Below are 17635 nucleotides of genomic sequence, written 5' to 3' on the forward strand. Positions count from 1 at the left end.
GGATATCTTATTTTAAATAATCTATTTTTTTCATTTTCTTTACCATATAATGCTTACAGTAATAATAACCGCTGACCGCTATCACTCCTGAAACAGCCATTGACCAAATAGGGAATGCCTTCGCCGCTTCCATCGATAAGCCAACGATCCCTGTATCTGTTTTCACGTAGAACCATACGAGAATTAACGTTACTCCCCCATATATGATGATACTCCATACTAACAGCATCATTGGAGTGATCCTGTCTCCTACGTCGCTTGCGGCATAAGTGAAGGCAGATGCTACCCCAAAAACCAACCAAATAAGCATAAATGCAATGTATTCAAGAATGTCCATCGATTCAAGGAGCATTGGCGAAAATAAAATCAAGAACAATAGTTGAAAAGGCAAACCGGGAAACAGTGCTTGAACTAAGCGACTCTTCATCAGCACTTCCTTGTCTATAGGCAGTGTGTTTAACATCATGAAAAATGGCGAACCCCAAATTTCCCCATCCACCTTTTGATATTGTAATTCTTTGGATCTAACCATATAAGGAACCAAACCAAATAGCAGCAGAAAAGCAATATCAATAAAAATGGAGGGCAGTTTGTCCCCATCATTCCAAACAACCGTATACATAACAGCGACCGCAAGAAGGATGAAAAACAAACTGAATATCCCGATCCATGATTTTTTCCATTCCATTTTTGCTAACCAGAAAGCATCTTTCCACGTATCCATGTACGTAAGCCCCTTTCAAATTGTTATAGTGTTTATATCTATATACACAGTATATGTTAATAATATCCACTTTGCAACCATAAATAGGATTTTATCTCCATAACAAAGCGAAGTTAAACTTGATATAGGAACACATCTTTCGAATATCAGCATGACAAGGTATGAAAAAGAACAGCGGCTTTTTGCTCCAGGTGTTTTAGGTCAGGACATCATTCCATAAGGGTCAACTTTCTCAAATGCCTTAATGATACTTGTACATTTCACCTTATATAAAAGCAGGAAAATAAAAAAAGAACGTCCGATCCGTGACCGGGCGTTCTTAAAACCTGAATATATTAAATGCTAGATTTTTCACACTCCATTTTTTCCTGCAAAAACACTCTGATCCGTTCAGCAGCTTCAGTCAATCTCTCGGCCGGCTGGACCAAGGCCATCCGGACATACCCTTCACCCTGCTTCCCAAAAGCATCGCCTGGAACGACCGTTACCCCTGCTTTTTCAATCAATGCATAGGCAAAATCCCGTGATTTCCAGCCAGCAGGAATTTGGGCCCAAATAAACATCGTAGCTGATGTTTTCGGTACATGCCATCCCCCTTCCGCAAGACCTGAAATCAAGGCATCACGTCGGGCCTGGTATTCCTTAACCTGTTCGGATAGCAGCGAAAGATTGGAAGTTAGCGCCATTTCGGCAGCTTTTTGAATAGGATAAAAAACCCCATAATCGATGTGTGATTTCAGCGTTTCCAGGATGTTCAGCGCCTCTTGATTGCCCACTGCATACCCAATGCGACAGCCGGCCATATTAAAGGTTTTGGAAAGTGAGTTAAATTCAATCCCCACTTCCTTTGCACCAGGAATGGACATAAAACTAATTTGCGGATGATCATCAAAAATCAATTCCGAATAAGCAAAATCGTGAACCACCATTATTTCATTCTTTTTCGCAAACGATATAACGTCCGAAAAGAAAGTCTCATCAGCAAGGGCCGTGACAGGATTTCCTGGATAACTGATGATCATCATTTTCGTCTTTTTCAGTATTTCATCCGGAATTTCGTTGAGCTGCGGCAGGAATCCATTTTCGGCAGTAAGCGGCATCGGATGAATGATTCCGCCGGCAAGTTCCACACTCGCTTCATAAATTGGATATCCTGGATCTGGCACCAGCACATAATCTCCAGGGTTTATCATCGCCGTTGCCAAGTGCGCAAGGCCATCCTGTGACCCCATCAGTTGGAGGACTTCCCTTTCTGCATCCAGCTCCACTCCATAGCGCATTCGATAAAAATAACGGACTGCCTCATGGAATTCAGGCGTACCTTTTAACGTATACCCGTAGGAATTGCGATCCTGCGCATACTTCACAAGCGTATCCACTACAAAGTCAGGAGGTGGTAGATCCGGACTTCCAACACTCAAATCGATAACATCCAGCCCACGTTTCATTGCATCCTGCTTGCGGGCCGCCAACTCTGAAAATATCCCTGTTGTGAATCTTCCGACTTTTTCAGATGGAGTCATATTCATTCTGCGATTCCCCTCCATTAATGATTTTCTATCTATCATTATAGCAATCTTTCTCGAGTATTTTAAGAATTCATCAGTATCTGTTCGAGAGCCCCATCAAGATGATAGAATTTAAATGCATACCCCGACTTTTCCAATCTCTCAGGTATGCCCCACCGGCTTTTTAATATCAATTCCGTTTCGGCCCCCATAAGAGTTGGAAAGGGGAGTCCTATCCGAATATTCATGAGCTTTCTCAAATGAGCCATCAATTCACGATTTGTAACTGGATGCAGCGAAGAACAATTGAACACCCCGCTCAACTCCTGATTCTTTCTTAGAAAATGGACAATTTCTATATGTATCCAACTGAATTTCTGATCTCCTGATCCCTGATGGCCTCGCAGTCCGAATTTAACCAAATTCCTATATGGGGTCATCACTCCCCCATCTCGCATATAACCAACCCACTTTCGTTTATGAGTCAATAGTATGAATAATAACGAACGTCTTCTATGTGAAGTAATTCACATAGATTATACCATGTTATTACATTAAATGGTAGCAACACCTGCCGCTGTGCAATAATTGGTGAACTTGTCCAAGCAAAAGGGAAAATTACACATAAATTAGTAATGTGGAAATTTATAAAACAAAGGGGATGATTTCAGTGTCAAACAAAAAGCTAAGAAGAGCTGTTAATTCTGGAACTGGTAATTCTGGAACTGGTAATTCCGGGACTGGCAATAGCAGCCTTAGGTCTGCCTTGAGAAGAGTCTTACAAAATTTATTAAACAATAATAGAGGTACTTCAATTAAGGAACCTACTTCCATCAAGAAACCCACTTCTGTCAAAAAATTTGAAAATTAGAAGGTTGCTTTTTTGAGATTAACATGGAATCCCTTTGGACCTATCTAAAGGGATTCCGTTTTATGTATTTACATGTACCAGCTATATATGTCTAGTGAATAACTGTTATATCTAATAGAGATAAAGGAGAAGTTATGATGTATTTTTTTCGAGACTGGAAACCTAAAAAGGATATAAAGAAATTAACGGATATCACCGTAAAAAATTTTCGGGTTTCTTCCGATAAAGTGAATGAAATTCTGCAAAAGTCACACAAGGTACTTGTGATTTGTAATGATAAAGGTAAAGTAGTGGGATTCATTTGTTATAATCTTTATTTATATAAAGTGGCTCATATTAATTATGTAGTCATTGACAAAAAATATAGAGGAAAGGGAATTCTGCAAGCCCTTTTACCCGAATTAGTAGAATATGTGAGAAATAAAGGAATCCTTGTAGTGTCCGGTTTCGTGAACAAAAATAACCATGAGGCATTGCAAAAGTTTAGAGCCCTTGGTTTTAAACCGATTTTTATTTATCATGATGACATTCTAATTCAATCACTGATTTAAGAAGGGTCTCTTGAAGCTTATAGCGTAAATAAGAAGAAAGATCGACCAAAATACATTCTGTTTCACCCCCTATTAACTGGAATTTCATTCCTGATACCAATACAAATAAGCGGGAATAGGATTATAGGGATATATGAATTCCCTGTTCCTCCATACAATGAATAACTAGGGAAGGAAAGCCTGTAAATTCTACACGGATTCATAGGCATTTTCCCTGTAGTCTCTTCAACCTTTCTTATAATCTTACTTCACTCTCCGATGCTTAATTCAAGGCAATTCTATTAAAAAAACAGTATGCAACGTTTGTCATTCCTAGGCTTGATCGTAGAGTTCCCATTAAAAAGGTCAACCAGTAAACACTAGTGAACCTATCATATGTTTATCTTTTTGAATAAAACTGGAGCGCTACTATATTGGAAGGAATCGCAATAATTTATTACCCCAGACATAACATTTTCCTGTATTTTCAAAATAAACCCATTCCTGTATAGTTAGTGTATACCTTCTAAAAGGGGAGATATAATGAAATCGATAGAACTAATCATCTTAAATCTGGAAGAGGTTAGAAGAAGAAACATTAAACTATGGACTTCAATACCTAAAGGCACACTCCATTGGAAACCGGACGACAAGGCAATGAACTGTTTAGAAATGGTTAGACATGTCCTTGATAGTGAGCATTACTATCATTTATCCATTAAAAATCAAGGCAGCTTACCAGTTTATGAATCACCATATGAAAAACAGCCACTTTGCTCCGTGGAAGCGGAATTAACCTTTGCTGAACCATACAGGCGTGATTTTTTGGAAACAATCATGTCCTTCAGCGAAGACGACTTATCCACAATTAAAATTGATCGATCTGACGTAGGATATATCAGGGATTTAGGAGACATGTTGCTACGAATCGCTTATCATGAGTCTGTACATACTGGTCAATTATTGGACTATTTAAGAACTGCTGGAGTCCCTAGAATAAGCGTTTGGGATTAATCAAATCATTTTCAGTGGTGTTTCATCATGCTGAAGCACCACACTGTAGGCAACTCGATGTCGTGTTTGTCTGCAGTTTTTTTATTGCTTGTACGATTTGGATGTTGATTTCTGCTTCAGGCACTCGCTTTCCGCGGGCGGGCGGCCCTCGGTCTAAGCCTGCGGGGTCTCCCCCAGACACGCTTTTCCCGCAGGAGTCTCGTACCTTCCGCACCAACTTTGTATTAGCATTTAGTTAGAAACCATACCTGGGAGTTGAAGGTTGGTTTGAGAACATCATTTGATCAAAGATATGTTTTCCGCCTACAAACTGGGGGGACCGGTCTGCATGGCCTGCAGTTTTTTTGCTGGTATGATTTGGATGTTGATTTCCGCTTCAGGCACTCTTTATTGTTTTAAATGGAAGTATTTAAACCTGTGGCGATGAGGATGCTTGCTAAACATGATTCTAGGGATCAACTTGATATGTTTACTTTAAATCAACTGTTGCCGCAGATGCAGCTTATAAATCTCCTGATGCTCCACCATGATCAAACAATCCAAATATCTTCAAGAAAATGTTTCATGCAAGAAAATTGTGGAAAAGTAATGATATAGGAGGGATAAGAAATGTTATCAAAAAAACCGGCGGCCAGAATGGTCAGCGCCTTTATTCTGACCGGTTCTCTTTTAGGGGCAGGTGCATCGTTTTCAACAGAACCTGTTGAGGCTGCATCCACAATGGATTCCGCTTCTGCCATAGCTAAGGATCACGCTCTTACCACCTTACATGAAATCTACAACAAAGCTTTTTCAGGAGAAATGCCTTATACAGCCATGGGTTTGAAAATTAATGAAAACACCCAAAAAGAAGTATATGAGACATTTGGTTCTCCCCCAGAACCAGGTAACACAGATGAAACTTTTGACTATTACCATGCAGAAATGGGGCATCCAGGTTTTGCATTTGCCTATAACGCTGACAAGACCATCTCACAAATCCGATATTTCGGGACAAATGTGGAACGGGACCATAATCTAGGAAGCATCACACCTAAAGTATTAGGAAATCAACTCGGCAGTGCTGACGAAATACGCCATATTTCCAGTACGAATGAAATCAACTACATTTACAAGACAGGGAATTATGAACTGCAATTCATTGTCGGTGAAGATCAAACTGTAGATCATATCAACCTACTCGAAGCTAAATAATATGTACGGCAAAATAGGTGTCGCAGGCTGTAGAGAAGGAAAATTTTCTCTACAGCCTTTTTTTGCTTAACCCCCTTCCCCTTCAACTTCCAAACCGCTGTAACCGCCCCAAAGCATATAATGGAAGCAATCATTTCATTTACATAAACCATACTCACCCCAAACGGATTCTTAATATTTTTACAATAAAATTAGCTTGTTCAATATTATTTCAATATATGGAGGGTGTCATAAAATGATTAATAAGTTCAGGGCTTTCACAGTATCGGTTCTAAGCCTGGCCATCCTTTTTCAGGGTCTTCCACCCGCGGTTTCAGCAAAAGATGCAGAAGACAATCAGACAAATCCAGGAGGCAGATGGATGAAGGGGGAATATCACGCCCATACCACTCAGTCAGATGATGCCGAGGGATCACAGAGCCTTGAATGCTTGCTGAATAACGCATTTGATAAGTATGGCATGGATTGGATGGGAATTTCCGATCACTTGAGGATGTCTTCGAGGGATGATGAAGGTAATTTGATTCCAGGAGGGCCGATACCGCTGTCTCAGGGAATCATTCAATATCAAGCACCCAAAATAAAACAACTGCAAAAAGAGGGCAAATTTAAAAATAAAGTCATCTTTTCAGGCTTCGAATGGGACATGCCCATATACGAGCATGTCGGCATAGGCATTTTGGGAGATCAGCCGGGCTCGCCCAAAAGTCTGAAAGCTGGCAATCAGTTCGAATATCTGTTCACCAACCAGGATGAAAAGATGTTTGATCCAAAGGATGTAGCCATATGGAAGTCACAGGATCAAAGAGCCAATAAAACATCCGATGATGCCCGAACGGCATTGGCATGGCTCGAAAAAAATTATAAGAATACAAGTTATGCCATATTGAACCATCCATCAAGAAAGAGGGTGTACAGCATATCTGATTTTCGCGACTTCAACAATATCGCCCCGGATGTCATGTTCGGATTTGAAGGTATGCCAGGTAACCAGATGGAGCCGGACAGAGGCGGTTTAAATCTGACAACACCGGAAAACCGGACATATGGCGGTTCCGATTACATGCTTGCTAAGATAGGAGGTTCATGGGATGCGCTACTTGGGGAAGGTCGCAAGTTCTGGAATTTTTCCAATTCGGACTCCCATTTTGAAATCAGTGAAAACCGCCTATACTCAAGCGGTTACTGGCCTGGAGAATATTCCAAGAATTATACATGGGTAAATGGCTCATCAATAAAATCTGTCCTTGATGGCATGCGATCCGGAAAATCCTTCTCCGTTTTTGGTGATTTGATCGATACCCTTGAATTCCAAGCTAAAAACGGAAACAATACGGTGGATATGGGCGGGGACCTTAAAGTGAAGGAAGGACAGATGGTCAAGATCACCGTCCGATTTAAGAGCCCCGAAAAGAACAATAACGGGGACCCCGTCAAGGTAGATCACGTGGATCTAATTTCCGGTGAAGTAACCGGGAAAGCTGAGCCTGGAACACCTGCTTATAATAAAGCCACCAATGATACGACAAAAGTGGTTAAACGCTTTACAAGTAAAGACTGGAAAACCGATCGCGATGGTTTTCATGCCATCACTTACAAAGTCAAAGCCAATAAGGATCAATATTTCCGTTTGCGCGGCACGAATCTGGGGGAAAATGTATCTGGAGAAACGATGGACGGTGAACCGCTGATCGATAAAAAGACTGAAATCGAGGATAACGAAACGCGTTTTTCAGAAATAAACAAACGTAACTATAAAGACCTTTGGTTCTATTCAAACCCTATATTCGTCAGCGTAGAGGATAAATAACCGTGGTAAACACTAAGTTAAAAAGAATACTGCAATAGTTCTGGACGGCCTTAAAAAGCCCCTCTCCCACTTAGCGGAAAGAGGGGCTTTTTGACCCCTTAGAATCTTAACGTACACTTCCCTACCCTTTCGTTTTATTTCACTTCCATGCATGAAAAACCGTATAATTCACCAAGTTTCATTAACACTAATGATATAAGTTATTTTCATTGACTTTTTTCCTTTTCTTGTATAGTATCACAGAGTATCAATCCCTATCAGATTACTAGGAGGTTTACCCAAATGAAAAAAATGGTTGCACTTTTATCGCTATTGTTAGCTTTCACGGTTGTACTTACCGCATGTGGTACCGATACAAAAAATGAGGCAAACGATACCGGCAATAAATCTTCTTCACAAGAAAGTCTATATGATAAAGTAAAAAAAGATGGCGTATTAACTGTTGGAACAGAAGGTACATATCCTCCTTTCACATTCCACGATGATTCAGATAAACTTACGGGGTTTGATGTTGAAATTGCTAAAGAAGTGGCAAAACGCCTTGGAGTGAAAGCTGAATTCAAGGAAACACAATGGGACGGCATGTTTGCAGGCTTGGATGCAAAACGATTTGATATGATCGCAAACCAAGTGGGCATCGATGAAGACCGTCAAAAGAAATATGATTTCTCTGACCCATATATTCAATCAGGGGCCGTATTGCTTGTACACAAAGATAATACGGATATTAAATCCTTCGATGATTTGAAAGGCAAGACCTCTGCACAATCTTTAACAAGTAACTACAATGATCTAGCCAAATCACATGGTGCTGAAGTTACAGGCATTGAAGGATTTTCACAATCCGTACAGCTTATTGGTTCTAAACGTGTAGATGCGACGATCAATGACAAATTATCGTACCTTGATTATAAAAAGCAACATCCGGATGCACCTATCAAAGTGGCTGATGAGGAAGAAAGCGGAGTCGCAAGTGGTTTAATGTTCAGAAAAGACAGCGGCAAATTAGTGGAAGAAGTAAACAAAGCACTTAAAGCAATGAAAGACGACGGCACGTACGCGAAGATCTCGGATAAATGGTTTGGTGAAGATGTTTCTCCTAAGTAATATTTTCACCGACCCCGAGCGTATGAACCAGCTTGTTTCCATCGCTCAAACCTCCCTCTATCCGATGATAGAGGGAGCTATTCAATATACGATTCCACTAACATTGATCACATTCGTTCTCGGCCTTATTCTTGCTGTACTCACAGCATTGGCTAGATTATCTTCCATTAGAATTCTTCAAATAATTGCGCGTGTATATGTGTCAATCATCCGCGGGACACCTTTACTTGTGCAATTATTTATCATTTTCTATGGACTTCCAAATTTAGGTGTAACCATCAATCCTTTCATATCGGCTATTATAGGATTCTCTTTAAATGTAGGAGCATACGCTTCGGAAATTATACGAGCAGCCATTTTATCGATACCAAAAGGGCAATGGGAAGCAGGCTATTCAATCGGGATGACATATACCCAAGCGTTAAAGCGGATCGTCTTGCCGCAAGCAGCACGGGTTTCCGTTCCCCCATTATCCAACACGTTCATTAGCCTTTTAAAAGATACATCGCTTGCATCACTCATTCTTGTAACGGAATTATTCCGTAAAGCTCAAGAAATCGCTGCAAAAAACTATGAATTTTTACTACTTTACATGGAAGCAGCTGCTTTATATTGGATTTTGTGTACGATTCTATCTTTCATTCAAGGAAGTTTAGAGGAGAGACTTAATCGTTATGTAGCAAAATAAGAACCGCAGTAGTTAAAGGAGATTTTAAAATGATCAACATTAAGAATCTTCATAAATCGTTTGGTGACCTTGAAGTATTAAAGGGCATCGATTTGGAAGTGGAGCAAGGCAAAGTCATTGTATTGATCGGTCCTTCCGGTTCAGGAAAAACAACCTTTCTTCGGTGTTTGAATCTCCTTGAGGTGCCCACGGACGGGACGATTGAAATCGATGAAACGGTAATGGACTTCAAAAAACCCGTTAGAAAAAATTCGATTACATCTTTTCGCAGTTTGACAGGGATGGTTTTCCAAAGCTATAACCTCTTCCCCCACAAAACAGCTTTGGAAAATGTAATGGAAGGCCCCATCATTGTAAAAAACATCGCCAAACATCAAGCGAAAGAAACGGCGGCTGCCCTGCTTACAAAGGTGGGCTTAGGTGAAAAAATCGATTTTTATCCGTTTCAATTGTCCGGCGGTCAGCAGCAACGGGTCGGAATTGCAAGGGCCCTGGCCATGGAGCCTAAGGTGATGCTATTCGATGAACCCACTTCCGCTTTGGATCCCGAACTAGTGGGAGACGTCCTGCAGGTCATGAAAGACCTGGCGAAAGATGAAGGCATGACAATGATCGTGGTAACCCATGAAATGCGTTTCGCCCGCGAAGTCGCCGATGAAGTCATTTTCATGGATGAAGGAAAAATAATGGAGCGGGGAACACCCGAGCAGATTTTCACAAACCCTAAAGAAGCGCGCACACGAAAATTCCTCAATATGATTCAATAAAAAAACGGTACTATTCAAGCACCGCTCGCAACTTCCCCCCATTTTTTGAAATGGGGGGTTTTTGCCCATCATTATATCAATGAGATGCTTGAACCTGTTTAGTCTGTGTCCGTGCATGGTATAACTGAAAAAGAATCAAAGCAAAAACGGAAAGAATGGCACCCGATATAAATGGTAAATCAATCGAAATCGAAAATAACCAACCGCCGATCGGAGGACCTGCAATCCTGCCGAACGAGTCGAAGGAAGATAGCAATCCCGTGACACTGCCATGGCCCGACATGGAACTTTTGGTAAGCAGGGCCGAAATGGCAGGCCGGATGAACCCATTACCCACTCCGAAAATCGTCAGGAAGACCGCCGATGTCCAGAACCCGGAAGAAAACAGGATGAGAATGAAACCGACTGCCGAGACGATGATTCCCATTCGGATGACCGCGCCTTCCCCATATTTCTTTGTCATCCTGCCTACTAATCCACCTTGAACGATCGCACTCCCAAACCCCATGATCATAAAGATATAGCCTAATTGCACAAGATTTATATCAGCTTTTTTGGCTGCAAAATAGGCGAAAGTCGTTTCTAGTCCTGCCATTGAAAGGGTGACGATCATTTGCAAAAAGAACATGGTTTTAAGCGGCCCTCTAAAGGCTTTCCACATGGACTCTTTATTTTTTGACTGTTGGGCCCTCTTCTCTACTGTATGTGATTCCTTCAGTATCGCAATCACTAAGAATAAAGTAATCAAAGAGGATATTCCAGCAATGTAAAACGGCAAGTTCAAACTTGTTTTGGAGAATACCCCGCCAATCGCAGGTCCAAAGATGAATCCAAGCCCTGTGGCGGCCCCGATGATTCCCATCCCTTTTCCCCGATCTTCCGGCGTCGTGATGTCAGCCACATACGCCATTGCGGTTGGCATGTTTGCCGATGACAAAATCCCGCCAATGATTCTGGCTGCAAATAATACCCATAGGGAATCTGCCGATGCCTGGATGAAAAACGAAAGGGCCAGTCCAGCAATCCCGATAATCATGACAGGCTTACGCCCTATCCGGTCAGATATACGTCCCCATATCGGGGCAAAAAATAATTGCATCAGTGAATAAACAGCCATTAAAAGGCCAAGCTCTGTGGGACTGCCACCAACCTTTTCAGCAAGGAACGGAATGACGGGAATGATGATCCCAAATCCGACCATGACTAAAAACATCACTAAAAAAAGTACGGGTAACACCTTTTTTGTTTCCATTATATTTTTCTCCTTTTATTTCTTCCACATTCACTACGTACATTGGAACGAATTCCTAAAATCCCATTACTTAGCATAATCTACCTGGCAATACTTTAAACAGTTTATCATACAACCTTTACCAAATCAGTATGAAGCACGACCTTCTTTCGGAAACTCCCTTAAATAAATAAGAACCAGGCATAAATATCCTCAACTCTACAGTCATTTCTCCTGTAATGGCACTTCGTTATTTTCACTGTGTTTCGTGAAATCAATGGCATGAGTTCGTTAAAAATCTTTTCCTCCCCTTATTTTTTCTTAAGGGGTACTCTATACTGTAGGGTATGATTGATGTTTGGGAGGTAGAAGAATGTCTAATGATCAGTGGATTTTAATTATTGACGATGAAGAAGATTTGGCACGTCTCATGGAGACAGTTTTACATAAAGAAGGTATCCCCAATATTATTACGGCGGGGACAATTGCGGATGGGTGGGCAAAGTTTCAAAAGTTCGATCCATCACTAGTCTTACTGGATATCATGCTGCCAGATGGTGAAGGCTATGACTTATGCAAGCAAATTCGTGAAGTGTCGAATGTGCCGATTTTATTTTTGTCGGCAAAGGATGAGGAAATTGATAAGCTTTTGGGGTTGGCGATTGGCGGGGATGATTATATTACCAAACCATTCAGTCCGAAAGAAGTTGCCTATCGAGTAAAGGCGCAGCTTAGGCGGGCGGGCTATACAGAGGAAAAAACCTCACCGAAAAAATTGCAAATTGGTCCATTTGAACTTAGTTCAAATGAAAATGAAGTGAAAAAAGATGGCAAAATCCTTGAGCTGACAGCTAAAGAAATCGGTCTGATGAGCTGTTTTATGCATCATCCGAATCAGATCTTGAGCAAGGAAACTTTGTTTGAACATGTGTGGGGCGATGATTTCTTTGGCTCTGATAATACAGTGATGGTCCATATTCGCCGTTTACGCGAAAAAATAGAAGCAGATCCTTCAAAGCCATCTTTTTTAATAACCGTTAAAGGGCTTGGTTATAAATTACAGACCAAGGGTGAAACAAGATGAAGTGGAAATTGACACGGCGCTTTTTAGGATCCGTTGTGACAATTGTCGTAATCGTAGGAATCGTAAATACAATTTTACTTTTATGCTTACTCTTTGTTCATTTCGACACGGAAGAGGAATCTGCGGAGAACTTTAGCCGATCTTTTTCAAAATATGTAGAACTAATAGATGACAAACCAATGGTAAATGAAGAAGGGCTGGAAAAACTGCGGAACACGAACGCCTGGATACAATTTTTGAATGATAAGGGTGAACAAGTAGCAGCCTATTACACACCTCAAAAATTGCAAACCGTATATTCTCCTGTTGAAATCGTCCAAATGTATAAGTATAAAGAAATTGATGCAGAGACGACTGTTTTTGCCGGCGAAGCTCATGATTTCAGCTATTTTGTAGGGGTTAAAGATCGAGGAATAGGCCGATATGTACTGTCCTATAATTATGTTCACATTTTAAAGTACTTCAACATCATACTTTTACTGTTTTTAACGGTGGATATCATTATTGCCCTAGTCATTGGACTATTATTTGGTAAAAGATTAACGACACCACTTAACACTTTAATAGAAGGAATTCAGCAGCTTCGTGAAAGACGCTTTAAAAAGATGAGTATACCAAAAGGCGTCTATGAAGATGTATTTCACAATATGAATGAACTATCGGTAAAGTTAGATCAGTATGAAAAAGAACGTGATCAACTCGACCAAATGCGTGAGGAATGGATTAGCAATGTTTCTCATGACATGAAGACACCACTTGCATCCATCCATGGTTATACAGAGTTGATGAAAGACAATGCCCATGAATTAACACCACAAGAATTGTATGAGTTTACATCCATTATTAATAGACAGTCCGTATATATGAAAAATCTGTTGGATGACCTCAATTTAACGATGCGTTTACGCAACCAAAGACTTCCTTTGCAATTTGAAGATCTTGATATCGTTGGGTTTATAAGAGAAATGACGATAGAGCTCTTAAATGATTCACAATTTGGTGATCGAGAGGTCGAATTTGAGGCAAATGTGGATAAAGCAATGCATAAAGTCGATAAAAATTTACTGAAACGGGCAATTTTTAACTTTATCTACAATGCGCTCGTACATAATGATGAAAATGTCGTCGTGAAAATACAAATTGATGATATTCATCTACAATCAGAACATCATACCCAGATCACCATTGCCGATAATGGCCGCGGTATTCCCTCCAAAGATTTGGATCAGGTTTTTGAACGCTACTATCGAGGTACGAATACTGCCAGTAAACATGGGACCGGCTTAGGAATGGCCATTGCAAGGGACATTATCCTGGCTCATAAAGGTAAACTGGATTTGACTAGCATTGAAAATAAGGGAACAACCATCACGATACTTTTATAATTATTTTTTCTTACAGAGAAAGGGCTGTCCTAACTTACAGACAGCCCTTCTTCCTATTTATATTGGTTGTGCCTTTTTTGGAATATCCTCAAATTTCACTTCATCATATGACGAAACCTCATCACCATTTTTCACGTACATCTTTAAGTAAGCATCTTTTCGAAGATTTTTTTGTGCCGTGAATTCAAGCGGTATCGTTTCACCATCTGCATTTTTGGCGTCAAGTTTATAAGAATAGTAAGTCATCACTGTACCATCATCCAGTTTGGTTTCATGCTGCACCCCATCCTCTGTAATTTGCAAATAATAATTATCGGCATTCATGCGATTAAAGTCAATTTTGGTAAGCGCGAATACTCCTGCCGCTCCAAGTATGAACAATATGCCAACTACCATAAAAAATTTCTTCATTTAGATCATCCTTCTGTTTTATTATTTTGTGTGATAATACGATTATAAGAAGCTACCGTTAAGATATAATACAGACCGTAAATAATCGTATAAGCGATCATCCAGATCAATACAGGTTTTGCCAGATTCATCATTAATAAGCCGGAGAAGGCTTTTAACGCAACCGCACTGTGCAATAGCCCGACTGCCAGCGGGACGAAAAAGATTACAAACACTTGTGATGCAATGGATTTCCGCATTTCTTTTGCGTTAACGCCCATTTTATGAAGCATATTGTATTGTGATTTATCTTCCTCAGCTTCCGTTAGAACTTTAAAGTAAATGATACTGCCTGTTGCCGCTAAAAAAACCAGACCAAGAAAACTGCCGATAAAGAGCAATGATCCTACACTTTCAATGCTTGCTTGAAAATCTTGAGGCGCACTGGAAAATAGAGCTTCTTCAGGTATTTGTTTTGATATTTTTTCAGATAAATCCACGGAGGCTTGATCAACACCGATAGCACGATAGTTCAGGGCTTCCCCTTCTTTTTGCAATGATTTAAATTGATCATTCGATACAACCATTGCAATGCCTGCTGTTTTGGCATTTAAAACCGTTTGTGTTTTAAAGCTTTGGAATGTTATCGCCGTGTTGTTTTCTGTCCTTATTGTCTTGTCCTTGTATTCAGGTGAGAATCTTTTGTCATATCCAATATCTAAAATGACTGCTTTGCCATGATTCACATGCAATGCTTCCTTACCCTGTACATCTGCCAATTTGTTATATGTTCTTTCATCGATTACCGTGTAAATCTTTTTATCCGAGTTATCGAATGCTGATTCCTCGCTAAGTTCTTTCGTATTAAATGTGATGGATAGCGCTTCAACATTTTCATCATACTTTGTATCTGGCAAAACGGCGGTGACTTGATGATCGCTTTTAGCATCCGTTTGCTGATACATGAAGGTATTCGGATCAACGGTCATAACTTGGTCATTCGCGTTGTAATAAAGACCATAAACCGAACCTCCAGCCGTTACCGTTGTAGCACTTAACACCGCAATTACGGTCAATGTCCTTGCATTCCCCCGAATGCGATAAAGCAATTGCGAGACCGTCATCAGATGCAGGCCTTTCCATAGCCATTTTTCATTTTTCTTGATCACGGCTAACACAAAGCCTGTCACGCTATGAAACAATAAAAATGTACCGGCAATAACAGTTGTCAAAATAATGAGTGCCGTCATCAAAAAGCCAATCTTTTCCCACACTTTAGAAGTAAAAAGATCTTGCATCGCCAACCAATATCCGATGACAATCAGGAAAATTCCCAGAAAGGCTACAATCATAGATGGCTTCGGAGCCGCTTCCCCTTTTTTCGATGCATGGAAAAGATCAATTAGTTTAAATTGGTAAATTAAACGATAGCCCTGGAATGATGTCACCAAGAAAATAATAAGAAATACGATAGAGGTGTTCAAAGCTGCAGATCCTGAAAATGTAAAAGGTGCGATGACATCATAGCCCATTAAATAGATCAAGATCGTCATGAACCCTTTTGAACATAGAAATCCAAGTAAAATCCCTACAACTAATGAAACCAAGCCTAGCAATAGATTTTCAAAGAAGAGCATAAAGCCAATCTGGCGATTACGTACGCCAAGCAATGCATATAATGCCACTTCTTTTTTACGTTTTTTCATGAAAAATGAATTGGAATAGGCAATAAAAATGGCAACGAAAAAAATCAGGATGACGGCCGCACCACTCATTAATGAACCTAATTTCTGTGATGAAGCCGTTTGTTCTGCAACTGCATCACTATATTTCAATGTTACAAATGTGAAGTAGATGATAATGCTAAATACCATGGATGCGATATATATAAAATATTGGGAAAGGTTCCGGGCAATATTTTTTCTCGCCAGACTAAATAACGTCATCTACCTCACCTCCAATTGTTGCAAGGACATCCATGATTTCTTGGAAGAAAGCTTTACGTGATTGGCCACGACGATAAATTTCTGTTGAAAGTGTACCATCCTTGATGAAAATGATCCGCCGGCAGAAGCTTGCGGCATATGCATCATGTGTCACCATCATGATGGTGGAATTATTATTTTCATTTAGTTCACTTAAGCTTTCCAGCAGACCTGTTGCAGATTTTGAATCAAGTGCACCTGTTGGCTCATCTGCCAGGATCAATGCCGGCTCTGTCACAAGCGCTCTGGCTGCAGCTGTTCTTTGCTTTTGCCCACCGGAGATTTGGTATGGATATTTAGCTAATAAATCTTCAATCCCAAATACTTTAGCAATACGATTCACCAATGCAGTAATTTCTTTCGCTGGAATTTTCGCAATCGCCAGTGGCAATAATATATTTTCCTTCACAGTCAATGAGTCTAGCAAATTGTAGTCCTGGAAGATGAAACCCAGATTTTCACGTCTGAAATCCGTTAATTCCGCCCCTTTCATATCGTGAATGCTCGTATCATTCATATAAATTTTCCCCTCAGTCGGCGAGTCGATAGTTGCCAACATATTAAGCAATGTCGATTTCCCCGCTCCAGAAGGTCCCATGATTCCTACAAACTCCCCTGCATGAATGTCAAAAGATATATTTTCCAACGCCGTATAGGCAGCGCTTGATTTACCATATGTTTTTTTTATATTTTCCACTTTTAATAATGGTTCCATTTGTTTCACCTCTTCAGTATTGTTGATACATTTATCTTACATGCTCATTCTTACAGCATCTTTGTGCCAACCTTACAGCAAGCTTAAATCCATCAAAAAAACGCCTTCCACTTATGGAAGACGTTAAAGTAAAAGTATTTAACTTTGCTTCAGAAGCCTGCGGTCGATAACAAAATTACCAAATGGAATGAATGAAACGATGAAAATCATCGCCATTTTTAAAAAGGACCATTTTGATATGATGCTCACATAAAGTAATAAAAGCCCAAACACGACAAACAAGAAACCATGGATGCTGCCTAAAATGAGTGTTGCTTCCCCAATATCCAATATGTACTTAATGGGCATACCAATGGCAAGCAATAAAACATATGAGATTCCCTCAATTATTGTAATAAACCGAAACCATCCAATAGCTGTCGAAAACATTCGCTCATCCCCTTATTCATTGTACAAGTACGGCACACAAATCCAGCTTCCTGTCCTCAATCCAAAATCCGTTACTCTATCATATTATATTACGGAGACACCCACTAATAAATAGTACCAGGTTTTCCTAAAAGTAGAACAACAAAAGCCCAATCAAAGGATTGGACCCTTAACAAAGTAGGTGAAATTTCACTTAAAGATGT

At 40.2% G+C, this 17635-nt stretch carries 17 protein-coding genes and 1 pseudogene; 9 read left to right on the forward strand and 9 right to left on the reverse strand.

The window, feature by feature from the left end:
• Positions 1-7: 7 nt before the first annotated feature.
• The 4 genes and pseudogenes from A6755_RS23495 to A6755_RS23510 form a co-directional block, all read right to left on the reverse strand.
• The gene (locus A6755_RS23495; RefSeq protein WP_063592132.1) at positions 8-724 is read right to left on the reverse strand and encodes a hypothetical protein; all 717 of its coding nucleotides are present in this window, start codon (positions 722-724) and stop codon (positions 8-10) included.
• Between the two features lie 335 nt (positions 725-1059).
• Entirely contained in the window at positions 1060-2253 is a 1194-nt protein-coding gene (locus A6755_RS23500) for an LL-diaminopimelate aminotransferase (protein ID WP_063592133.1), read from the reverse strand.
• A gap of 62 nt (positions 2254-2315) precedes the next feature.
• Positions 2316-2684 (reverse strand): annotated as a pseudogene (locus A6755_RS23505) (DUF1731 domain-containing protein); the annotation flags it as partial.
• 193 nt (positions 2685-2877) lie between these two features.
• Positions 2878-3069 carry a hypothetical protein gene (locus A6755_RS23510; protein ID WP_134402179.1) on the reverse strand — a complete coding sequence of 64 codons (192 nt, stop codon included), beginning with the start codon at positions 3067-3069 and terminating at the stop codon, positions 2878-2880.
• 171 nt (positions 3070-3240) lie between these two features.
• Here A6755_RS23510 and A6755_RS23515 point away from each other — a divergent pair, with 171 nt between their 5' ends.
• The 7 genes from A6755_RS23515 (at position 3241) to A6755_RS23550 (ending at position 10213) form a co-directional block, all read left to right on the forward strand.
• Positions 3241-3654, forward strand: coding sequence for a GNAT family N-acetyltransferase (locus A6755_RS23515; RefSeq protein ID WP_048687239.1), 414 nt, complete (start codon positions 3241-3243; stop codon positions 3652-3654).
• Between the two features lie 522 nt (positions 3655-4176).
• Positions 4177-4647, forward strand: a complete 471-nt coding sequence (locus A6755_RS23520) for a DinB family protein (protein ID WP_034305470.1) — start codon at positions 4177-4179, stop codon at positions 4645-4647.
• Between the two features lie 609 nt (positions 4648-5256).
• Entirely contained in the window at positions 5257-5841 is a 585-nt protein-coding gene (locus A6755_RS23530; protein WP_063592137.1) for a YjgB family protein, read from the forward strand.
• A gap of 235 nt (positions 5842-6076) precedes the next feature.
• Positions 6077-7651 carry a PHP domain-containing protein gene (locus tag A6755_RS23535; RefSeq protein WP_063592138.1) on the forward strand — a complete coding sequence of 525 codons (1575 nt, stop codon included), beginning with the start codon at positions 6077-6079 and terminating at the stop codon, positions 7649-7651.
• Between the two features lie 282 nt (positions 7652-7933).
• A complete protein-coding gene (locus A6755_RS23540; RefSeq protein WP_034305475.1) occupies positions 7934-8758 on the forward strand; it encodes an amino acid ABC transporter substrate-binding protein in 825 nt (274 codons plus the stop codon).
• Complete coding sequence (locus tag A6755_RS23545) at positions 8742-9446, forward strand: amino acid ABC transporter permease (RefSeq protein ID WP_034305478.1); 705 nt, start codon at positions 8742-8744, stop codon at positions 9444-9446. Before A6755_RS23540 ends, A6755_RS23545 begins: the two co-directional genes overlap by 17 nt.
• A gap of 29 nt (positions 9447-9475) precedes the next feature.
• A complete protein-coding gene (locus tag A6755_RS23550; RefSeq protein WP_063592139.1) occupies positions 9476-10213 on the forward strand; it encodes an amino acid ABC transporter ATP-binding protein in 738 nt (245 codons plus the stop codon).
• Between the two features lie 76 nt (positions 10214-10289).
• On the opposite strand, the gene A6755_RS23555 is transcribed toward A6755_RS23550, so the two are convergent.
• Positions 10290-11465, reverse strand: coding sequence for an MFS transporter (locus A6755_RS23555; RefSeq protein WP_063592140.1), 1176 nt, complete (start codon positions 11463-11465; stop codon positions 10290-10292).
• A gap of 352 nt (positions 11466-11817) precedes the next feature.
• Here A6755_RS23555 and A6755_RS23560 point away from each other — a divergent pair, with 352 nt between their 5' ends.
• Both A6755_RS23560 and A6755_RS23565 read left to right on the forward strand, forming a co-directional pair.
• Entirely contained in the window at positions 11818-12528 is a 711-nt protein-coding gene (locus A6755_RS23560; RefSeq protein ID WP_063592141.1) for a response regulator transcription factor, read from the forward strand.
• Positions 12525-13913, forward strand: coding sequence for a sensor histidine kinase (locus A6755_RS23565; RefSeq protein WP_034305488.1), 1389 nt, complete (start codon positions 12525-12527; stop codon positions 13911-13913). The genes A6755_RS23560 and A6755_RS23565 overlap by 4 nt, the downstream gene beginning before the upstream one ends.
• Positions 13914-13970: 57 nt before the next feature.
• Here A6755_RS23565 and A6755_RS23570 read toward each other — a convergent pair whose 3' ends face one another.
• The 4 genes from A6755_RS23570 to A6755_RS23585 form a co-directional block, all read right to left on the reverse strand.
• Positions 13971-14324 (reverse strand): YxeA family protein, encoded by a 354-nt coding sequence (locus A6755_RS23570; protein WP_063592142.1) that lies wholly within the window; start codon positions 14322-14324, stop codon positions 13971-13973.
• 5 nt (positions 14325-14329) lie between these two features.
• Positions 14330-16249 (reverse strand): ABC transporter permease, encoded by a 1920-nt coding sequence (locus A6755_RS23575; protein ID WP_063592143.1) that lies wholly within the window; start codon positions 16247-16249, stop codon positions 14330-14332.
• Positions 16236-17003: an ABC transporter ATP-binding protein gene (locus tag A6755_RS23580; RefSeq protein ID WP_034305495.1), complete on the reverse strand. Its 768-nt coding sequence runs from the start codon at positions 17001-17003 to the stop codon at positions 16236-16238. Before A6755_RS23580 ends, A6755_RS23575 begins: the two co-directional genes overlap by 14 nt.
• A gap of 138 nt (positions 17004-17141) precedes the next feature.
• Complete coding sequence (locus A6755_RS23585; protein WP_034305497.1) at positions 17142-17432, reverse strand: DUF3817 domain-containing protein; 291 nt, start codon at positions 17430-17432, stop codon at positions 17142-17144.
• Between the last annotated feature and the right edge of the window lie 203 nt (positions 17433-17635).

The organism is Peribacillus frigoritolerans, from assembly GCF_001636405.1.
GTDB classification, from domain to species: domain Bacteria; phylum Bacillota; class Bacilli; order Bacillales; family DSM-1321; genus Peribacillus; species Peribacillus frigoritolerans.